Source organism: Stenotrophomonas sp. X (assembly GCF_055721025.1).
The window spans coordinates 2,248,475-2,268,629 of the sequence record NZ_CM146756.1; the positions used below are offsets into that span (position 1 = coordinate 2,248,475).

19 protein-coding genes and 2 pseudogenes are annotated in these 20,155 nt (G+C 66.4%); 11 read left to right on the plus strand and 10 right to left on the minus strand.

Going from position 1 to position 20,155, the window contains the following annotated elements; translation table 11 throughout:
- The first annotated feature begins 78 nt into the window (after positions 1-78).
- Positions 79-1,797 carry a sensor domain-containing diguanylate cyclase gene (locus ACZ75I_RS10400; RefSeq protein ID WP_346476051.1) on the plus strand — a complete coding sequence of 573 codons (1,719 nt, stop codon included), beginning with the start codon at positions 79-81 and terminating at the stop codon, positions 1,795-1,797.
- On the opposite strand, the gene ACZ75I_RS10405 is transcribed toward ACZ75I_RS10400, so the two are convergent.
- Positions 1,798-2,589: an exodeoxyribonuclease III gene (locus ACZ75I_RS10405; RefSeq protein WP_180867116.1), complete on the minus strand. Its 792-nt coding sequence runs from the start codon at positions 2,587-2,589 to the stop codon at positions 1,798-1,800. It abuts the gene before it with no gap.
- A 160-nt stretch (positions 2,590-2,749) separates the two neighbouring features.
- Here ACZ75I_RS10405 and ACZ75I_RS10410 point away from each other — a divergent pair, with 160 nt between their 5' ends.
- Entirely contained in the window at positions 2,750-4,336 is a 1,587-nt protein-coding gene (locus ACZ75I_RS10410) for an alpha-amylase family glycosyl hydrolase (protein WP_472957814.1), read from the plus strand.
- Here the strand turns inward: ACZ75I_RS10410 and ACZ75I_RS10415 are convergent.
- Positions 4,306-5,292, minus strand: a pseudogene (locus tag ACZ75I_RS10415) (TIGR03885 family FMN-dependent LLM class oxidoreductase). The gene ACZ75I_RS10410 and the pseudogene ACZ75I_RS10415 sit on opposite strands and share 31 nt — an antisense overlap.
- Before the next feature lie 59 nt (positions 5,293-5,351).
- Between ACZ75I_RS10415 and ACZ75I_RS10420 the strand changes: the two are divergent.
- The 3 genes from ACZ75I_RS10420 to ACZ75I_RS10430 all read left to right on the plus strand — a co-directional run bounded on the left by ACZ75I_RS10420 (position 5,352) and on the right by ACZ75I_RS10430 (position 7,302).
- Positions 5,352-5,735: a sensory rhodopsin transducer gene (locus ACZ75I_RS10420; RefSeq protein ID WP_180867110.1), complete on the plus strand. Its 384-nt coding sequence runs from the start codon at positions 5,352-5,354 to the stop codon at positions 5,733-5,735.
- 100 nt (positions 5,736-5,835) lie between these two features.
- A complete protein-coding gene (locus tag ACZ75I_RS10425) occupies positions 5,836-6,702 on the plus strand; it encodes a glucose 1-dehydrogenase (RefSeq protein WP_019659796.1) in 867 nt (288 codons plus the stop codon).
- 6 nt (positions 6,703-6,708) lie between these two features.
- The gene (locus tag ACZ75I_RS10430; RefSeq protein ID WP_346476046.1) at positions 6,709-7,302 is read left to right on the plus strand and encodes a mechanosensitive ion channel family protein; all 594 of its coding nucleotides are present in this window, start codon (positions 6,709-6,711) and stop codon (positions 7,300-7,302) included.
- Between the two features lie 117 nt (positions 7,303-7,419).
- Here ACZ75I_RS10430 and ACZ75I_RS10435 read toward each other — a convergent pair whose 3' ends face one another.
- The 3 genes from ACZ75I_RS10435 to ACZ75I_RS10445 are packed head-to-tail and all read right to left on the minus strand — an operon-like array spanning position 7,420 to position 9,283.
- A complete protein-coding gene (locus ACZ75I_RS10435) occupies positions 7,420-7,542 on the minus strand; it encodes a hypothetical protein (RefSeq protein WP_260619799.1) in 123 nt (40 codons plus the stop codon).
- Positions 7,543-7,555: 13 nt separating this feature from the next.
- On the minus strand, positions 7,556-8,668 hold the full coding sequence (locus ACZ75I_RS10440) for a DNA glycosylase AlkZ-like family protein (protein ID WP_346476045.1): 1,113 nt from the start codon (positions 8,666-8,668) through the stop codon (positions 7,556-7,558).
- Between the two features lie 12 nt (positions 8,669-8,680).
- Positions 8,681-9,283 (minus strand): TetR/AcrR family transcriptional regulator, encoded by a 603-nt coding sequence (locus ACZ75I_RS10445; RefSeq protein ID WP_180867103.1) that lies wholly within the window; start codon positions 9,281-9,283, stop codon positions 8,681-8,683.
- 238 nt (positions 9,284-9,521) lie between these two features.
- Here ACZ75I_RS10445 and ACZ75I_RS10450 point away from each other — a divergent pair, with 238 nt between their 5' ends.
- Complete coding sequence (locus tag ACZ75I_RS10450; protein ID WP_346476043.1) at positions 9,522-11,717, plus strand: TonB-dependent receptor; 2,196 nt, start codon at positions 9,522-9,524, stop codon at positions 11,715-11,717.
- 121 nt (positions 11,718-11,838) lie between these two features.
- Here the strand turns inward: ACZ75I_RS10450 and ACZ75I_RS10455 are convergent, their stop codons facing one another.
- Positions 11,839-13,944, minus strand: a complete 2,106-nt coding sequence (locus ACZ75I_RS10455; protein ID WP_472957815.1) for an autotransporter family protein — start codon at positions 13,942-13,944, stop codon at positions 11,839-11,841.
- Between ACZ75I_RS10455 and ACZ75I_RS10460 the strand changes: the two genes are divergently transcribed.
- The gene (locus ACZ75I_RS10460; protein WP_346476041.1) at positions 13,945-14,127 is read left to right on the plus strand and encodes a hypothetical protein; all 183 of its coding nucleotides are present in this window, start codon (positions 13,945-13,947) and stop codon (positions 14,125-14,127) included.
- Between the two features lie 209 nt (positions 14,128-14,336).
- Here ACZ75I_RS10460 and ACZ75I_RS10465 read toward each other — a convergent pair.
- Positions 14,337-14,469: pseudogene (locus ACZ75I_RS10465) on the minus strand (autotransporter outer membrane beta-barrel domain-containing protein); the annotation flags it as partial.
- 193 nt (positions 14,470-14,662) lie between these two features.
- The gene (locus tag ACZ75I_RS10470; RefSeq protein ID WP_134967820.1) at positions 14,663-14,950 is read right to left on the minus strand and encodes a hypothetical protein; all 288 of its coding nucleotides are present in this window, start codon (positions 14,948-14,950) and stop codon (positions 14,663-14,665) included.
- 373 nt (positions 14,951-15,323) lie between these two features.
- Here ACZ75I_RS10470 and ACZ75I_RS10475 point away from each other — a divergent pair, with 373 nt between their 5' ends.
- Positions 15,324-16,166, plus strand: coding sequence for an NUDIX domain-containing protein (locus ACZ75I_RS10475; RefSeq protein WP_472957816.1), 843 nt, complete (start codon positions 15,324-15,326; stop codon positions 16,164-16,166).
- Between the two features lie 3 nt (positions 16,167-16,169).
- Positions 16,170-16,712, plus strand: a complete 543-nt coding sequence (locus ACZ75I_RS10480; protein WP_472957817.1) for a phosphatase PAP2 family protein — start codon at positions 16,170-16,172, stop codon at positions 16,710-16,712.
- A gap of 79 nt (positions 16,713-16,791) precedes the next feature.
- Here the strand turns inward: ACZ75I_RS10480 and ACZ75I_RS10485 are convergent, their stop codons facing one another.
- Both ACZ75I_RS10485 and ACZ75I_RS10490 read right to left on the minus strand, forming a co-directional pair.
- On the minus strand, positions 16,792-17,163 hold the full coding sequence (locus tag ACZ75I_RS10485; RefSeq protein WP_346476039.1) for a hypothetical protein: 372 nt from the start codon (positions 17,161-17,163) through the stop codon (positions 16,792-16,794).
- Positions 17,164-17,624: 461 nt separating this feature from the next.
- Entirely contained in the window at positions 17,625-18,290 is a 666-nt protein-coding gene (locus ACZ75I_RS10490) for a TraX family protein (protein WP_134967822.1), read from the minus strand.
- 114 nt (positions 18,291-18,404) lie between these two features.
- Between ACZ75I_RS10490 and pip the strand changes: the two genes are divergently transcribed.
- Positions 18,405-19,352, plus strand: a complete 948-nt coding sequence (gene pip, locus ACZ75I_RS10495) for a prolyl aminopeptidase (RefSeq protein WP_154350907.1) — start codon at positions 18,405-18,407, stop codon at positions 19,350-19,352.
- Between the two features lie 320 nt (positions 19,353-19,672).
- Positions 19,673-19,972 (plus strand): EF-hand domain-containing protein, encoded by a 300-nt coding sequence (locus ACZ75I_RS10500; RefSeq protein ID WP_346476038.1) that lies wholly within the window; start codon positions 19,673-19,675, stop codon positions 19,970-19,972.
- The last annotated feature ends 183 nt before the right edge of the window (positions 19,973-20,155 follow it).

Genomic DNA, 20,155 nt, shown 5'->3' on the forward strand with positions numbered 1-20,155 from the left:
ATACATAACGCCGCACCTACTACGTTAGTCCCAGACAGCCGCCGCAACCGCCCTCGCCACCCAGCCCTGAAAAGCGCCATGGACGAAGCCGAACGACTGCTCGAAATCGAACGACTGCACCTGTTGGATACGCCGCCGGAGCCGGTGTTCGATGCCATCGTCGCCGCCGCCCGCGCCGCAACTGGCATGACCATGGGCCTGATCAGCGTGGTGGCCGAAGACCGCCAGTGGTTCAAGGCCAACATCGGCCTTGAAGGCGTCAGCGAAACGGCCCGCGAAATTTCCTTCTGCACCCATGCCATACGCCAGGACGAGCTGTTCGAGATACCCGATGCGCGCCAGGACCCACGTTTCTCCACCAATCCCCTGGTGACGGGTGGGCCGCGTATCCGCCACTACGCTGGCATCCCTCTGGGCTCGGCGCACGGCGCACGTATCGGCACGCTGTGCCTGCTCGACCCGATGCCCGGTGTGCTGTCCCCCTCCCAGCGCGAACTGATGGTGCATCTGGCGCGGGTCACCACCCAGGTGCTGGAACAGCGCAGCACCCTGATGGCGCAGGTGGGCCAGGCCAAGGCGCTGCATCGCGAGCTGAAACGCAGCGAGGACTTCCTGGAGCGTACCAACCGTGCCGCACGGGTAGGCGGCTGGGAGATGGACCTGCTGACCAACGAGGTGCGCTGGACACGGGAAACCAAGCAGTTGCATGGCGTACGCAGCAACTTCGAGCCTACGTTGGAGACCGCACTCTCGTTCTATCGCGAAGACAGCCGCAACATCATCCGGGCAGCAGTGCAGCGTTGCATCGACGAAGGCACGTCCTGGGAGGTGCAGCTGCCAATGACCACCGCCGACGGGCGCGCGATCTGGACCCGGGTGGTCGGCAGCCGGCAACAGGTCGACGGCCATCCGCGCCTGGTCGGGGCGATCCAGGACATCACGGACGAGCGAGCCGCGCTCGACGCGCTGGAAGCGAGCGAAACCCGCTACCGGCGGTTGTTCCACTATAGCCTGGGCCTGATCTGCACCCACACGCTGGACGGCACATTGACCTCGGTGAATCCCGCGGCGGTGCAGTCGCTGGGCTTCGAGGAAAGCCAGATGATCGGGCGCAGCCTGTGTGACCTGATGCCGCCGGAAAAACGCGAGGGCTTCAAGGCCTACCTCGCTCGGATCCGGGCAAATCACACCGACGCTGGCGTGATCGAGCTGATTGCCGCCGACGGTACGCGCCACTACTGGGCGTACCACAACGTGCTCGACAGCGAGGCCAGCCCGCCCTACGTGCTGGGACATGCACAGGACGTCACCGCGCTGCGGATGCAGGAGCAGCAGCTGCGCGAAATGTCCTTCAAGGATCCGCTCACCCAGTGCTACAACCGGCGCTACCTGCACCGGCTGGATGAACTGATTGACGAGCGCTGGGCCTGCGTGATGTTCGACCTGGACCACTTCAAGCACATCAACGACACCCAAGGCCACCGGCGTGGCGACGCCGTCCTGATCGAGTTCGCCACGTTCCTGCGCTCACCGCTGGGCAAGGATGAGACAGTGGTGCGACTGGGCGGCGACGAATTCATGGTGGTACTGGTCGCGCCTGCGGACGGCCGGTTGAGCGAACTGGAGCATTGGTACCAGGACCACGCCGCGCTCTCGCCCAGCGCGTTCTCGATGGGTGCGGCCATCAACACGCCCGGCGAGCCGGTGGCCGACACCATCCAGAAAGCGGACAGCCGCCTGTATCGCACCCGCGCACGGGTACGCCGCGAGCGACGCGAGGACCCAACCGCGCGTTGATCACGCGCTTACCGTCACCCACGCCGGCGCGTGGTCGCTGGCCTTTGCCTGCAGGCGTACCCAGCGGTCGACGCCAGCGTCCTTCAGTCGCTCCGCCAGTACGGGGTTCAACAGCAGATGATCGATGCGCAACCCACGGTCGCGCTCGGCATGCTGGCGGAAATAATCCCAGAAGGTGTAGATCGTGGCGTTGCCGTGCACCTTCCGCAACGCATCGGTCCAGCCCTGCGCCAGCAGCCGTTCAAAGGCCTCGCGCACCTCGGGCTGGAACAGCGCATCGCGGCGCCATGCCTTGGGGTCGTAGACGTCGGCTTCGGTGGGAATCACGTTGAAATCACCCAGCAGCAGCGCCGGGTGCGGCAGCTCGACCAGGCTGCGCGCATGCCGGATCAGGCGCGCCATCCAGCGCAGCTTGTAGTCGAACCTGGGCCCGGGCTGCGGATTGCCGTTGGGCAGGTAGAGGGCACCCACGATGACCCCGTGCGCCGCCGCCTCCAGGTAGCGGCTCTGGGTGTCCTTGGGCTCGCCCGGCAATCGGCGGCGGCTCTCGACCGGCGTGGTCCCTCGTGCCAGCAGCGCCACGCCGTTCCACCGCGCCTCGCCCTGCCAGAGCGCGCCGTAGCCCGCCTCTTCCAATACTGAAGCCGGAAACGCGGCGTCGGTCGCCTTCAGTTCCTGCAGGGCAACCACATCCGGCGATTCCCTGTGCAACCAGTCCAACAGCTGCGGCAAGCGTGTGCCGATGCCGTTGACGTTGAACGTGGCAATGCGAAGCGTTTTACGTCGGGCCATGCAGGAAGCCTCCTCGGCGCCGGGAATGAGCATTCACTGTGCGCGCCCGCGCATGCAGAGTCCGTGGATGCCATGTCATGACAGGGTGCCATCCGTTTCACGAACCGCTGCCACGGGCGACAGCAGGCTGGTCACCCGTGGCCAGTGACGGAGAAGCCCCATGGCGGTGCGCCCGCTGCGCGCGATCTACCAGGTCGACCCCTACCTGTTCCGCGACAGCAATGGGCGCGGCTGGGGCACCCTGGATGGCATCACCGAAAAGCTGGACTACCTGCAGTGGCTCGGTGTCAGCCACCTGTGGCTGCTGCCGTTCTACTGCAACGCCGGCCGTGACGGTGGCTACGATGTCACCGATCACTACCGCATCGATACACGCCTGGGTGACGAGGCGGCGTTCCAGCGCCTGGTCGATGCTGCCGACGCACGCGGTATCGGCATCATCATCGAGCTGGTGATGCAGCACACTGCCAGCGCCCACCCATGGTTCGTCGCGGCGCAGCGAGGCGACCCGGCATGGCGCCGCTGGTACCTGTGGAGCGACCACGTGCCCGCCGACGGCCTGCAGCCGATGTTCCCGCCGATCGAGGCGTCTGCCTGGACATGGGACGCCGAGGCCGGCGCGTTCAACCGTCACATGTTCTACCGGCACGAGCCAGACCTGGAGCTGGCCCATGCGCCAGTACGCGACGAACTACTGCGGGTGATGACGTTCTGGATGCAGCGCGGCGTGGCCGGCTTCCGCGTGGATGCGGTCCCGTACATGGTCGAGCGCGCCCGCCACGCCGACCCGCGCGACGACGGGTTGTGGTTGCTGGAGGAAATGCGCACCACGGCAGATGCACAGCAGCCAGGGCTTCCGTTGATCGGCGAAGCGGATGTCCGCGCGTCCCGCTACGGTGACTTCCTGTGCCAGGGGCGGCGGCTTTCGCACCTGCTCGACTTCCATCTGAACAATCATTTCTTCCTGGGCCTGGCGCGCGGCGACGCCAGCGAAGTGGCCCGGGTCATGGCCGAATACGGATCGCAGGCGCCGCCGCACACCCGCATCGCCTGGCTGCGCAACAATGATGAGCTTGACCTGGAGCAGCTGCGGCCCGACGAACGCGAAGCGGTGATGGAGTGCTTCGCGCCCGAACCTGGCATGCGCATCTATGGCCGCGGCATCCGCCGCCGGCTGGCGCCGATGCTGGACGGCGACACCGCGTGGCAGGCCATGGCCTGGGCCGCACTGCTGTCGCTGGGTCAGGTGCCGGTGATCCGGTATGGCGAGGAAATCGGCCTGGGCGACTGCCTGGAACTGCCCGAGCGCAACGCCGTGCGGATGCCGATGCACTGGCACGACCGCCCAGGGACGGGGTTTACCGATCAGCCACGGCATGCGTGGCGCGCGCCTCCGGCAGACGGCGCTTACGGTTACCGGACGGTGAATGTCGAGGCGCAACGGGCGACGCCCGGCTCGCTGCTGCGGCGTGTGCGCGAGCTGCTGCAGCAACGCAATGCCCATCCCGTGCTGCAGCAGGGGCCACACACGCTCGATCCACCCTCACCCGCGCTGCTGATGCTCCGCTACGGCGATTCACCCCGCCAGGCGCTTGCACTGATCAACTTCGGCGACAACCCGGTTGAGGTAGAGGTGCCCCTGCACGGCCCGCTGCGTACGCTGGTGGGCCACGGCACCACCATGCAGGATAACCGCTGCTTCCTGCAGGGCCACGGCTACGCGTGGCTGGCCGCCGAGGGCGCCTGAGTGCGCAGTGCGGGCAGCACGTGTTCGGCGAAGTCGTCGATGAAGCGGTCCTGCTCGCGGTTCACGTTGTGCAGGTAGATGCGATCGAAGCCCAGTGAGTGCAGTTCCTGCAGCCAGGCCCGGTGTTGGCCAAGATCCGCCGAGACATGCACGTGCTGGCGCAGCACCTCGGCACTGACCGACCGGGCCTGTGCCTCGAACTGCTCGGGCTGGTCCAGGCCTTCGGCCAGTTCCGGTGGCAGCACATTGGCGCTCCACTGCTCCATCGCGCCTTCCAGTGCCGCCTGTTCGGCACGCGCGTAGGAGAGCTTGGCCTGCAGATACATCGGCTTGCCCCTGCCACCGCCCTGTTCGAACGCCGCCACCACACGCCGCAACTGCGCCAGTGGCTGGCTGATGGTGATCAGGCCATCGGCCCAGCCCCCCATCCAGCGTGCGGTTTCCTCAGTGACGGCCGCCCCCAGTAGCGGCAAGGGCAGCGCCGGGCGACTGTAGAGCCGTGCCTGGCGCACCTGGAAGCCACCGTCGTGGTCGACCCGCTCGCCGCCCCACAGCCGCCGCATCACCTCGGCAGCATCGCGCAGCGCCTTCTGCCGCTCGCGCTTGGCTGGCCACGGCTGGCCGGTGATGCGCTCGTTCAGGGCCTCGCCGGTGCCCAGCGCCAGCTAGATCCGGCCCGGCGCCAGCTGCTCCAGCGTCGCCGCTGCCTGTGCCACCAGGGCCGGGTGCTGGCGCAGCATCGGGCAGGTCACCATGCCCAGGGTCAACGCGCTCTGCATCGCCAGCGCGCCGGCCCACACCCAGCTGTGGCCCGACTGCCCTTGTGCGGTCGTCCAGGGGTGGAAATGGTCGGAGCACATCAGGGCCTCGAATCCCGCCTGTTCGGCGCGCAGCGCCAGGCCCAGCAAGGTGGCGGGCGGGAACTGCTCATGCGATGCGTGGTAGCCGATGGTCATCACGGATTCCGTGCGGGGACTGGACACGATGGCAACACCCCTCCAGCTAAAACGGCGTCATGGAAACGAACACTCCCTGCATCGGGCATCGACGCTGGGCTATCGCCGAGGGCTACATTCCGGCCTGGAGCAACGGCCCGTCACCGGAGATGCAGAGTCACGAAACATGCTGCGTCCTCAATGCCGGCAACGAGGACGCACATGTCACCCTGACCCTCTACTTCGAGGACCGCGATCCGGTGGGCCCCTACCGGATCACGGTGCCGGCGCGACGCACCTGCCATCTGCGCTTCAACGATCTGCAGGATCCGGCACCTGTGCCGCGCGGCACGGGCTTCGCCACCCTCGTCGAATCCAACCAGCCGATCATCGTGCAGCACACGCGGCTGGATTCAAGGCAACCGGCCAACAGCATCATGACCACCATCGCGCATCCAGTGTGAAGCCGCGCGCGCAGGCGTCCACGCTGCAACGACACCGCGCCCTCCAGCCGTTTACCCGCTTGCAGGGAGACTGGCGCCGGTTTCCTTTCGGAGAGTGACGATGGCCCTGCCCGACTACCCACGCCCGCCCTTCCCGGCCCAGCAGCAATCCTTCCCCGGCAAGACTGCGCAGATGCAGCCCCGGCCGGACCACGGCGAGGACAGTTATCGCGGGCATGGCCTGCTGCAGGGCAAGAAGGCACTGATCACCGGCGGTGACAGCGGTATCGGCGCGGCGGTGGCGATCGCTTTCGCGCGCGAAGGCGCCGACGTTGCCATCGCATTCCTCGATGGCGAGCAGGACGACGCCCGCCATGTGCAGCAGCAGATCGAACAGGCCGGGCGCAAGGCCGTGCTGGTGCCCTGTGACATCAGCGACCCGGCGCAGGCGCGATCGCTCGTAGACCGCGTGGCCAGCGAACTGGACGGTCTCGACATCCTGGTCAACAACGCGGCCTACCAGCGCTACTACGAGCACTTCGACGACATCACCCTGGATGACTGGAAGCGGACGTTCGATACCAACGTGCATGCCGTGTTCAATCTGACCCGGCTGTGCGTGCCACACCTGCGCGGTGGTGGTGCGATCATCAACACCGCATCGGTCAATTCCAAACGACCGACGCCGAACATCCTTCCCTATTCTGCAACCAAAGGTGCCGTCGCCAACCTGACGCTGGGGCTGGCCGGCCTGCTCGCCGAGCATCAGATCCGCGTCAATGCCGTGCTGCCCGGCCCGATCTGGACGCCGTTCATTCCCGCAGGCATGGCCGCCGAAGAGGTCGAACAGTTCGGCGCACAGACGCCGTTCGGCCGCCCCGGACAGCCGGCCGAGCTGGCCTCGGCCTATGTGATGCTGGCTTCGGACAGCGCCAGCTACACCTCCGGTGCGCTGCTGACCATCTCCGGCGGCGCGGCAACACTGTGACCCCTCATGGCCGGACTGCCCGCCTGGATCGAGGACTGGCTGACCGTCGTTGTGCCGGTGGCCGAGGTGCTGGCCATCCTCGGCGTCGCATGGGTGATGGTGCATGCCCTGGCGTGGCTGCTGGTGCAGGCGCGGCAGCGCGGCAGGCTGGCACCAGAGCTTCATGTGGGCCTGCGCCGCGGCGGTGCCTTGCTGCTGTATCTGGCGGCCGCGCTGCTGATACTGGAGCGACTGGGCGTGTCGCGCTCGGTGCTGTGGACCGCGCTGACCGGGTTCATGGCGGTCGGTGCGGTGGCGTTCTGCGCCGCATGGAGCGTGTTGTCCAACCTGTTCTGTTCGTTCCTGATCGTCGCCACGCGCCCGTTCCGCATCAATGACGCCATCGAAGTGCTGGAAAGCGTGGACAAGCCGGGCTTGTGCGGTCAGGTGGTTGATATCAACCTGATCTACACCACGCTGAGTGATCGTGGCGACGGCGCGCGCGGTTGCCTGCTGCGCGTGCCGAACTCGCTGTTCTTCCAGCGCATCACCCGGCACTGGGGTGACGGCGGCTATTCCCAGCTGCCAGGAAGCGTGCCAATCAAAGGCAAGGTGCGCTGAGTAGCTGTAGAGCCGAGCCCATGCTCGGCTTGCTGCGCGCAGCGCTCGGTACAGCGCGACCTGAACGGAGTGCAGCCGAGCGCGGGCTCGGCTCTACAGGTGCCATAGCGGGCGGCCCTATTCCGCCGCCAGTGCCTGGATAGGGTCCAGCTGTGCAGCACTGCGTGCCGGGAAGCAGCCGAAGCCCAGCCCGATCACAGACGAACACACCAACGCGGCCAGCACCAGATAGGTACCCATGCGCCGCTTGGCGCTACAGGAACTCCGCCATGCGCTGCAACTCGTCGTCCAGCGCGCCACGAAATGCCTTGTCGCGGGCCAGCGACTTGCCGGCATAACCCACGCTCGACACCAACTCACTGTCGCGCATGCTCAGGTTGGCCCAGCCCACTACCTGGTCGTGCCACAGCACCGGCAGTGCGTAGTAGCCGTACTGGCGTTTCGGCGCAGGCGTGTACGCTTCGAACTTGTAGACCCAATTCCACAACAGCTCGAAACGGCGGCGGTCCCATACCACCGGGTCGAACGGCGCCAGCAGGCGCACCTGCTCGTCTGGCGCGTGCTTGCGCGAGCGTGGATTCTCGTCTGCCGGCCAGTACCATGTGGTGCCCTCCAGCGTGCAGCTGGCCAGCTGCTGCTTGGCCAGCGCCAATGCCTTGCGGGTCTGCTCGGCCAGATGCGGTGCACCATAGCCCAGCAGGCGCACCAGATAGGTCAGGCTGGCCGATGGCAGCGGCGCGTACTTGCGCACCACCAGATCAATCAGGGCAGCGGCGCGTTCGATCTGTGCCTGCTCGCTGGCATCCGGCTCGGCATGCTCGGCTACTGCATAGATGCGGGTGCCACTGTCGCGCCGCTGTACGCGCAGCAGGCCGCGGTAGTGCATGCCGTCCAGCAGGTGCGTGCTGGCATTGCTGGTGCCGCCCCAGTAGTTGGTCACCCGCCCATGCGCAAACGCCTGGTCGACCTCGCGGGGGTGTACGCTGCCGCGCTCGCGCACGAACGCCAGCACCTCGGCCGCGCGGCGATGGGTCTCGGCGTCCCACTCGCGCTTGGACACGCGCGGGTGCATCAGCGCCAGATGCTCGCGCGGCAGGAAGCCGTAGTTCACCAGGCAGTCCTCTTCCACCGGCAAGCGCGCATAACGACGTTCAAGATCACCCGCGCGATAGTCCTTCACCCGGTGCCGCAGGGTCAGATCCTGCGCGCGTGCCGGTGCCCGGATCGGGTCGGCCTGCACGAAGCCCAGCTTCCGGATCGCGGTCAGCAGCGTGGTCGGCTTGAACAGGGTGCGCGCCACCGCATAGCGGCGCAGATCTTCAAGGGTGGGCGTGGCTGGCATGGCCGCATTGTAGATCCACGCCATGCGTGGATGGCATCACGGTGATCCGTCCGCGTCCTCCGCATCCAACAACTGCAACGACCCGATCACCAGCGCCCGCATGCCCTGCTTGAACTCGGTGATCACCTGGCCTTCTTCGTCGTCCGCAATCGCGTAGATGGTGTCGGCACCGGCGATGCAATAGAACGCGATCGTGGCCAGCAGCCAGCGTGCCTTGTCCATCGGCAGGCCGAACACTTCGGCCACATGCGCCTGGTGCGAGGCAATCTTTTCCAGCATCGGCGCGGTCGCCACCGTGCGCCGCAGCAGGTATGGCGGCAACCCGGGATGCGCCTTCACCACCTCGCACAACGATGCCACGAACACCATCAGATAGCCCTGCAGACCGCCCGCCGCATCGGCCGACGCGCGCGGGATCTGCCAGCGCTGGAACACTGCCTCCGCCACCAGCCGCTTCAACGCCTCCAAACTGGCCACGCGCTTGTACAGCGCGGGCTGGGTCACCGCCAGTTCGGCGGCCACGTTGGCCATGGTCAGGTTGGGCAGACCCAGGCGGATGCCGATGTCGGCCAGGCGCTCGGGGGTGATGGTCGGTGGACGGCCGCGAGGCGGCACCGTGGTTTCGCGTTGCGTGTTCATACCCTGCCGAGGGTGCCAGCAAAGGGACCCTCTTGTCCGCTTCGGTCTCTTTAGTTTAATTTACTCAACTAATTCGGAATGCGTCTGGTTCGCAATCATGGCGCCGTCCGGATCGAGCCCGTGGCTCACTTCCCGCCAGGTCCCCACCCAGCCGACAACCCCGCGCTGCGCCCTCCCCCGTGCTTGCCGATGGCCGCGCGCCAGGCGCGCTCGCCCTCGCGATTCACAGGACCCTGGCATGACCGTATCCCCCTTCTACTCTTCACAGAACCATGCTGCCGCCGTGTCCTGCAGCCAGCCACTTCCACACGGGCTGGCCCGGCGCTACCGCGCATCGGCGCTCGCGCTTGGCCTGATGGCATCGTGTGCCGCGCTGGCCGAAACCGCGCCGTCCACCCTGCCCTCGGTGCAGGTACAGGAACAGCGCCGCGTGACCGGCGACTATGCCGGCGGCCAGGTGGCCGCCGGCGGCCGTATCGGCCTGCTCGGCGACAAGGACTTCATGGATACGCCGTTCAGTACGGTCAGCTACACCGAGTCCTTCATCCGCGACCGCCAGGCCAAGGACCTGACCGACGTCATCGCCGCCACCGACCCCACGGTGTTCAGCAACGGCGTCACCGGTTCCTGGAGCGAGAACTACGCAATCCGCGGCTTCGCCTCCAGCACCAGCGACACCACCTTCAACGGGCTGAGTGGCATGGCGCCCTACTACCGCACCTCGCCGGAAATGTTCGAACGCATCGAGGTACTGAAGGGCCCCTCCGCGCTGCTTAACGGCATGCCGCCGGGTGGTTCGGTCGGCGGCAGCGTCAACCTGGTGCCCAAGCGCGCTGGCGAGCAGCCGCTGTTGCGGCTCAGCGCCAACTTCGCCTCCGACGCGCAGTTCGGCACCCATGTGGACATGGGCCGTCGGCTCGGCGCGGACAAGCAGTTCGGCGTCCGCTTCAACGGCGCGTACCGTGATGGCGATGGCGCCGTGGGCAAGCAGCGCAAGAAGGTCCAGCTCGGTTCGCTGGCACTGGACTGGCGCGGCGAACGTGCGCGGCTGTCGGCCGACCTGTACAGCGCCGATGACCGTGTTGACGGCCCCGCACGTGGCGTCGGCCTGGCACCCGGCGTCGCCATTCCGCGGCCGCCGCGTGGCGATACGCTGATCAATCCGGACTGGGCCTACGTGGACAGCCAGGACAAGGGCGCGATGCTGCGCGGCGAACTGGATATCAGCGATACCCTGATGGCCTACCTGGCCTACGGCACCAGCAGGACCGATTACCGCTACAACGGTTCGATCAGCGCGCAGATCCTCAATCCGGCCAGCGACTTCACCACGGTGATCGGCCAGCTCGCCTTCGATATCAGGAAGCAGTCCGCAGATGCCGGCCTGCGCGGTTCGTTCCACACCGGCAGCGTCGGCCACCAGTGGGCTGCCAACGTGACCCACTACCAGCACACCCAGAACGACTACGGCCGCCGCAGCGTGCCGGGCTGGGACTGGACCACCAACCTGTACAACCCGGTTTGGGGCCCGGCCGCGCCGTTCGTGGCGCCACACATCTCGCATACCGAACTGCAGCTGGACAGCCTCGGCGTTGCCGATACCCTGTCCTTCGCCGATGAGCGCGTGCAGTTGACCCTGGGCGTGCGCCGCCAGCAGGTGGTCAGTGAGACCTTCAACGTCGCCACGGGTGCACGCACCTCGCGCTACGACGAGAGCGCCACCACCCCGGCAGCGGCGCTGCTGGTGAAGGCCACCGACACGATCTCCCTCTACACCAACTACATCGAAGGCCTCAGCCAGGGCGCCACCGCGCCGATGACCGCCGCCAATGCCGGCGATGTATTCGCGCCGTTCCGCACCAGGCAGAAAGAGCTGGGCCTGAAGCTGGACCTGGGCCGCTTCGCGCACACCTTCAGCGTGTACGAGATCAAGCGGCCCAGCAGCTACACCGACCCGGTCACGAATATCTTCTCGTTCGGCGGCGAACAGCGGAACCGCGGCGTGGAATGGGGCTTCTTCGGTGCGCCACTGGACGGCGTGCGCCTGCTGGGCGGCGTGGCCTACGTGCAGCCGAAGCTGACCCGCACGGCGGGCGGCGTGAATGAAGGACGCATGGCCACGGCAATTGCGCAGCGGCAGGCCAAACTCGGTGTGGAATGGGATGTGCCCGCGCTGGAAGGCCTGACCCTCACCGGCAACGCCACGGCGATGTCGAAGCAGTACATCAGTGCCGACAACCGCCTGTCGGTACCGGGGCGCACGTTATTCGACGTGGGGGCGCGCTACAGCACCACACTGGCCGGCAGGCCGCTGGCGCTGCGCGCCACGGTGAACAACGTGACCAACAAGGCGTATTGGGGCATGCCGTTGCTTTCCAGCCTGGCGCTGGGGGCACCGAGAACGGCTTTGTTCTCGGCAACCATGGATTTTTGAGAAGTTATCCACGCATGGCGTGGATCTGCTGTGGAGCCGAGCATAGACTCGGCTCTCCAGCAGCAGCCGGGGTCAGATCCCCTTGCCTTGGCAAGGGGATCTGACTCCGATGCAGGCTCACTTACCAGGCCATGCGCAAACCCACTTCGCCGCCCACGTTGCGATAGCCGCGGTCACCGCGCTGCACGCTCAGGCCGCCCCACGCCCCCCAGCGCTGGCCCAGCTTCAGCTCGGCACCGGCCTGCACTTCGTAGCGGTTGCGCGGCACGTCCGCCCCCAGTGTGTCACCGTTGAACTGCAACGTACTGGTGCCGCTGCCACGCAGCCAGTTCACGCCCAGGTACGGCTGCACGGTGTTGCCGGCGGCAGTGCCATGACCGAACACGCGCACGCCCAGGCGCCCGCTCAGGCCACCGGCATCGGCGTGGTCGATCACCGTGCCATTGCTCTCCACGTGGCGATCGGCGCGGAAGTCAACATGACTCAGCTGCAGCTGCGGCTGCACATACAGTGCGCTTGCGGCACCCTGCCACACGTTGAAGGTGTAGCCGGTCTCCAGCGACGCACTGGCCATGCGCGAATCGTAGTGCTCCGGCGCCAGGCCGATGCCCTGCACCCGGTTGTCGAATCGGCCGTATTGCAGGGTCGCATCCACATACGCGCCTCGCGTGCCATCGGCCTCCTGCAACCAGGTGCCGTACACGCCCACCGCGCTGCCACGCACCCGACCCTTGGCACTGTAGCCAGTCAGATCAGACACTGCGCTGCTGTCGGCGCGACCACTGCCCAGCATCACCCCGGCAGCCGCGTTGCCACGCCGCAGCAGGTCAGTACCGATCTGCAGCACCGAGGTGTTGCCGTTGGCCAACAGCTGGCCACCCACCACGGTGAAGTTGGCCTGACCATGCCCGAACCGTGCCCAGGCATTGCGTGCATCACCTCCATCCAGGCTGCCCAGCCGATCACTCAGCCGGTGGCTGAACATGCCCAGCGCAGCGATTTGATTGGCCAGGTAGACACCGGCCTCCGGGCGCAGCACAGACGGCGGAGTGACCGGGTCAACCGGGTCAACCGGCTCGATCGGCTCGATCGGCGCACAGCCCGGCGCCAACGGATCGACCTGGCACGGATCGGGCGTCGTCGGCAATTCGGAACGCAGGTACCAGTTGCCTTCACCGCCGGCCACACCACCCTTGTGCAGGAAATACTCGTTGGTGCCGGCAACGGTACGCCCAGCAAGCGTATAGCTCGCATCCGACCTGCCATCGACCTGGATCACGGTGATGCCTTCAAGCGTCGCTGCACCCACACCGCCGACGTTGGACACGTAGACGCGCGCATCGCCATGGGTGTCACCCACCACATGCAGGCGATCCACGGCCGAGTCATCGCCTTCCAGCGCCCCACGGAAGTAGAGGTGCGCATCCTCCGTATGCAGATCACCCTCAACCGTCAGCGAGTTGAAGCGCGCTCCCTCGGAAAGATGCAGCGCACTGCTGCGGACATCAAGCGATCCGACACGCGAATCTCCACTCAACGCCCAGGTACTACCATTCTCCAGCCACAACGAACGCACGGCGTCCGAACGTCCCGTCCACGTTGACGCACCGGACAGCCGCACGTGCAGATCCGCCGCCGCGCCGACAGGGCTCGACGTAACGCCCGGTGCCGAAACAATATCGCCGCGGATTTCCGAGCCTCCGCTCAGCACGACATCGACGCGTCCGGTAGCTGCTGGATCCCGGGATACCGCTGTGCCATTCCCGCCATACAGGAATGCGCCGTTGGACAGTTCAATACGGGTGTCGCCGCTACCTTCAATGCGCACTGCGCCATGCTTTTCACTGAAAACCACCGTGCCATCCAGCTGCAGCTGGCTGGCATCGCGCAGTACCGCGCCCCACGCGCCTGCCCCCAGAGCCATCACATCAGTGCGTTGCAACTGGACGTGGCTGCCTCCTGTGGCGACGATACCGTGTGCCGCATTTCCCGAGGTCTGCACTGTCGCCTGCGACAACGCGAGCTGCGCGTTGTCCAGGTCGACACCCCTTGCGGCGTCACCGCGGGTTTCAATGGCGATCTGCGTTCCATCGAACCCCGCCGCCACTGCCGCAATACCCGCCGCGCCATGACCCGTGGTCAGAATGCTGCTGGAGCGACCCAGGAACACGGCGCTGCCCGCTCCCTCCACGCGCACGCCGGCAGCTTTCTCACCCTGGGTTGACAAGTGGATACCGTCGTCGCCGAAGATCATGCCGCCATTAAGTGCATGGAAGGCGTGCTGGGCAGGATCAGTGGTGACATAGTCACCCGCTGCAGGCATTTTGAAGTCCTCACCCGCGATGCTGCCATCAGCGACAACATGCTGTGCCATGGCCAGCGGGATGTGAAACAGGATGCCGGCCAATGAGGCGGCAAGGAGATGACGAGGTGGCGCCGAACGCATCGATGCTTCTACTTGTTGTGTATCCGGAGAAAAGGCGGATTTCAGAAGCGGCCACTGTGTCAGTTCACCCAGAGCATCTGAATACAACTTGTTTCAAAGTTGATCACGACAAACTATGGCGATCTACGCCATTCATTGTCAGCTACCGCTGATTCATCGCACCCAGACAGACATCACCAGGCCATGCGCAAACCCACTTGGCCGCCCACGTTGCGATAGCCACGGTCACTGCGCTGCACGCTCAGGCCGCCCCACGGCCCCCCAGCGCTGGCCCAGCTTCAGCTCGGCGCCGGCCTGCACTTCGTAGGCGGTGTGGTCGTATTCGCCTTGGCGATAAGACCTGACGCGTCCGGCGAAATGTTGCCTGCGTACAAACCCGTCGAAGCCTCGCCGGAGGTCCGCAGGTGCGACCGGCCGATCCTTGCGCCGTCCACATGGTTGCTGGCCATCACCACGGCGTCGGACATCATCCCTCTAGTCTCGACCGGGCTGTCGTCCATCACCAGATAGCCATGGTGATGATGTCCATCTCCACGCCAGGCCAGCGATCGCGACTGCCGATCACGGTGGCGTCGTAGACCTCCAGCGACCGATCGAACCAGAGACCGTGTGCGGCAATCTCAACGCCGCACAGGTAGGACACCTCTACAGCCGGATCACCCGGATCTGCCGGGCGCGGAATGCTCGGGCAAGGCACGCCGGGAGGAGCGGCGGCCACCGATGCTGCGGGCAGAACCAGGGCCAGCACCAGTGCTGCCGCCAGAGGCTGTCGGGTGAGGTTGTTCATGGCGTCCAGGAATCGAAAGGTGTTATGCCCGGAAACTTTCGCGCCGTACGCCACCGAATGCCATGCAACTTGCTGCAAATCCATCCGCACTACGAACGCTGCAGCCAGCTAAACAAGACATGCCCCATCGCGATTGTCTTTTCTCGCAGTACGCCCGCACAACGCGGTTGCTGTAGCGCTGAGCCATGCAAGGCTCCGTCTGGTCCGGTGAGCCGAGCGCGGGCACGGCTCGACGGATCGTCAGGCAATTCGCGAACGCCATCCACGCATGGCGTGGATCTACAAAAGTGCACTATCGGATTCGTACGAATCCGATAGTGCCCTTCCCGGCCGTACTCCACCATCGGCGTGACCCTCCCCACGCGGTGGTGCCATGCGCCTTCCAGCCTTTCCCTCGTTCACCACGTCGTTGCGACATGTGCTGCTCGCAACACTCCTGCTCGTACCCCCGCTGGCAACCGCCGCCTCGGTCTGCGTCATGCGCTCGGGTGAGCGCCTGCTGCTGGTGCAGGATGTCACCTCGCGCTGGCAGCTGCCTGGCGGAACGGCAGAACACGGTGAATTGCCGCAACAGACCGCCGCCCGCGAAGCGCTGGAAGAAGCTGGGTTTGCCGTCGCCACCACCGACCTGCTGGACGACAGGGCGGGTGTGCATGTGTTCGCCTGCCGTGCCCTCGAACCCGTCCAGGTGCACGGCAATGCGGTGAATGTGCTGGATGCGCCCCACCTCGGGCGGGAGATCATTCAGGCGCGCTGGGTCAGCCGTGACGAAGCCCGCCAGCTGCCCACGCGCTTCCCGCAGCAGCTGGAGCACGCGTATCAGCGCCTGCACGCAGTAGCCGAGAGTGAAGTACGCCCCGTCGCGCGCTTCGGGGCCGCCTCGGCCTTCCGCCAAGCGGAGCTGGATCGCGTGCACCGCACCCAGCAGTGGCCGGTGCGCGGGCTGGCGATGATCGGCAACGTCCTGGGCGAATTCTGGTTCTATCTGCTGGCAATGCCCGTGTTGTGGGTTGCGTTCGGCGCGCAGGCATCCCGCCTGATGCTGATGGCGTTGATGGTGGTCACGCTGGCCGTGCAGAGCATCAAGGTCTTCGCACCGGTGCCACGCCCCTTCAGCTTCGACGCCACGCTCAGCCCGGCCGGTGCCGCCGGCCCTTCCCTGCCCAGCGGGCACACCACCAGCGCCACCTGCTTCTTCGTGCTGGTCGCGCTGTAGTTGTTGGCACGCCAACACATCACCGGAAGGTTCAAACGCTCGGCAGTGCTGGGTATCGCGCTGCTGGCCGGGGTGATCGCCGGAATGGCCCGGGTCTGGCTGGGGGTTCACTATTGGAGCGATGTTGCTGCAGGGTTGCTGTTGGGTAGTGCGATCGCGGCTGGAATCCATGCGCTGAGGACATCGCTGGCACGCCACGAACACCCGGCGGTGCGCGAGCGGATCTGCTGGGCTGCCATTGCCTGCGTCAGCCTGGCCGTGGGTGTGGCCTGGCAGGCCATGCCGCTGCTATTGCCGTTCTGCGTAGCAGCCGCCTGCACGGTGCTGCCGCGTGCAACCCGGGAGCGAGCGTCGATGCGCTCGGCAGCATGGCTGCTGGCCGGCCTGCTGGTGCTGGGTGGCGTGTGCCTGCCGATGGCACAGCGCGCCGAACCGTTCGTGCTTGCGGCCGGCCTGCAGGCGCTGGTCTACGCGGGGCTGGGCGCGTGGGTGGCGTGGGGTGCCAGTGCGGCTGCCGCGTGGTGGCCGATGAGGCACCCGCGGTAGCGGCCACGCATGGCGCCCAGCCATGCTCGGCTGCGTTTTGTCCGGCTCTACATGAACGGCATCCACGCATGGCGTGGATCTACTCGGGATGCAGGCGGTAGATGGCGTGGCTGGTCAGCGCCAGCGCGGCCAGCTTCAGACCTTCCATCACGCGGTCGCCCACGTAGTGCTCCGGGCCGCCGTTCTGGCGGGCGCGCTCGGCGGCCAGCAGGATCTCGTTGATGATGCGCAGGCCGGCCAGGGCGCCATCGCTGTCGGCCAGCGCCAGGCAACGGCCCGGCAGCTGGTGACGCTCGGGCCAAGGCTGGCCGTCCGCGGCCACGCCGCGGCCGATCTGGTGCAGCAGCGCGATCAGGTTGTTGGGGTCGGGCGTTGCGCGCTGCTCTTCGCTCTCATCGGCGTTGGCCGGGGCATGCTGGGTGCGCAGAGGGGGAATGTCCGAAGGGTTCATGGCAGGTCTCCGTACAAGGCTACGGTGCCACCGCCCTTAACAAAGGCGGCGGACGGTACGTGGCTGGAAATCCGGCGGTCGCGTAAGCACTAACCGGCAGGTGGGCTATCGCCCACCTCCACGCACCGCCCGCCATAAAGCACGGGCGAATTGCCAGCCGGCACCGCACAAAGCGGCGCCGGCTGGCGTGCGCAAACTACACGCGACCAACGGGGTTTCCAGGCCCCGGCCACCCTTTTCTGGCGGCACCCCATCATGTGCACAACGGGGTGGCAGGCGCCAACAACCCACGTGCAAAGACAGCAACGTTCACGCAGTGGCAGCATTGTCGCATATCGACAATCGAGCCGAAGATTCAACAACTTGCACCATGCCGATGGCGGCATGCTTCACCCGCATCGGCACCGCGCATTCCTTGACCGCATCCGGCATTCAAGACAGGCGACGCGCCAGTTGCGACATTACGCAAGCAGATAGGCAATCAACGCCAGCACCGCCAGATGTCCCACGTAGTACCCGTAGAACACCCACCGCCAGCGCGGCAGTGGCCAATTCACCCGCGCGGCCAGCAGCACCACCGGTATCGCCAGCAGCGCCCAGCCGTTGTGGTTCGCCCAGCACACCGCTGCGAGCCCGGCCAGCAACAGCCACCGCGCGCGATGCCGGAACGCGATCCAACCCACCAGCACGCAGCCGACACCCGCCCACTGGTAATCCACGAACATCGGCAGCACGCCGGCAGCCAGCAACAGCAGAACGGGCCGATGGTTCGCCAGCGCATGAACGGCCACGGCCGCCAGCGTGAAGGTAAGCAGGATGTTGAGCGGCAGCCAGGAACCAAACGCGAATGCGTGCACTGGCTGGGCGATCAGCCCCCAAAGCACGAGCCGGCGTATCGATTTGCGCAGGTCGGCCCCGGGCTGGGCCAGGTTGCAGGCCATCACCAGCGCGAACAGCGGGAAGGCAATACGCCCCAGTTCGCTGACCACCGGCACGTAGCCGCCGAAGGCCACCTTGGCCACGTGATCACCCGTCATGGCCAGCAGTGCGACCCACTTCAGCAGCTCGCGCGCGCCGCTGCCAAGGGTGAAGTTGAAGGTTGACGTCCCTGTCGTGGTCGCTTGCATCGCGGAAGCTTATGCGCATCGGCCAGCCCATTTCCAGCGCCGCGCAGGAGCCCGTCGCTGCAGCCCGCAGGTGGCGGCGCTATGCTGGCCGCCCCAGCTTGTGAGACACCCGCCATGCGCACCCTGTACCCCGCCATCGAACCCTACCGCGAGTTCACCCTGAAGGTGAGCGATCTGCACACGCTGCATGTCGAAGAGTGCGGCACACCGGGCGGCATTCCGGTGGTGTACCTGCACGGCGGCCCAGGCGCGGGCATTTCACCCACCCATCGCCGCTTCTTCGATCCGGCACGCTACCGCATCGTGTTGATCGACCAGCGCGGCAGTGGCCGTTCCACGCCGTTCGGCGAGCTGCGCCACAACACCACGCAGGACCTGGTGGCCGACATCGAGAAAGTGCGTGAGCACCTGGGCATCGAGCGTTGGCTGGTCTATGGCGGCTCCTGGGGGTCGACCCTGTCACTGGCCTACGCACAAGCGCATCCCGAGCGCGCCACCGGCCTGATCGTGCGCGGCGTATTCCTCGGACGCGAAATGGAGAATCGCTGGTTCGCCGAGGCCGATGGCGGTGCGCGCTGGATCTTTCCGGAGCGCTGGGACCGCTACGAGGCCTACATCCCGGAAGCCGAGCGCGGCGACATGATTGCGGCCTACTGGAGCCGCATGGACGGCCCGGATGAGGCGACCCGCATCGAGGCCGCGCAGGCCTGGCTGGGCTGGGAAGACAACGCGGCAACCCTGCAGCACGACGTCGACGCCCAATCCACTGATGATCCGCTGGATACCTTGGCCAAGGCCCGCATCGAGGCGCACTACTTCCGCAACGGCATCTTCCTGGAGCCGGACCAACTGCTGCGCGATATCGATCGCATCCGTCACCTGCCGGGCGTGATCGTGCAGGGGCGCTACGACATCATCTGCCCACCGCGCAGTGCGTGGGACCTGGCCCAGGCCTGGCCGGAAGCGCGGCTGGAGATGGTGACCTCCGGCCACAGTGCCAACGAGCCGGCCACGGTGGATGCGCTGGTGCAAGCCACGGACGCCTTTGCAGACCGCTTCTGAAGCAGACGGGAGTGCCTGCCGCTGGCCGGCTTCCTGCCGTTCGAGGGTAGAGTGGACTGTTAGTCGACTGCTCTTGGCAGGAAGCTGAAGGCCCCGCGCTGCGCGCGATAGTCGACCAGCACACGACGCTACCGAGCCATCTCCGTCGAGCCACCTCCCCCAAGGCGTCCGCGCACAGTCGCTGCTGCGCGGCCCGGTGAATGGCGGCCCACCGGCAATGGTCGACGGACCCCATTCTTCGCAGCCCACTTACAGGCCCGCGCAGAAGATCCTGCCGTGACCACCGCACCGGTCGTCCGCCTTTTCTTCAGGAGCACGCCATGATCGCTTGTCGCTACCTTCCCATTGCACTCTCGCTTTGTGCGGCCCTGCTGCTGGGCGCCTGTTCCAGGACCCAGGAGGCGAGCAGGGTCACCGCCGCCGAGGACGTCACCGAAGTGAAGCTGATACCGCCGTATGAATCGTTGGACAAGGACAAGGACGGCATCGTCACCCTGGCGGAAGTCGATGCGGTGGCACCGGACTGGGCCGAGCGCCTGCATGCCTGCGATACCGACCGTGACAAGACGCTGAGCCATGGCGAGTACGACGTGTGCAAGCAGACCAGCGCTCCGCATTGATCCATCACTGAACCCTCGATTGGCGCTGTGCATGCCCGGCTATACCAAGGTATAGCCGGGCTAACCCACCGGCCTCTAGGCCTGCCCCGTTCAGGGGCGGACAATATCGACACTGGCCAGGGCAATCCTGGCCGGCCCCCTCCCCTCATGGAGACGCAGATGGACCCCGACCCTTCCGGGCGC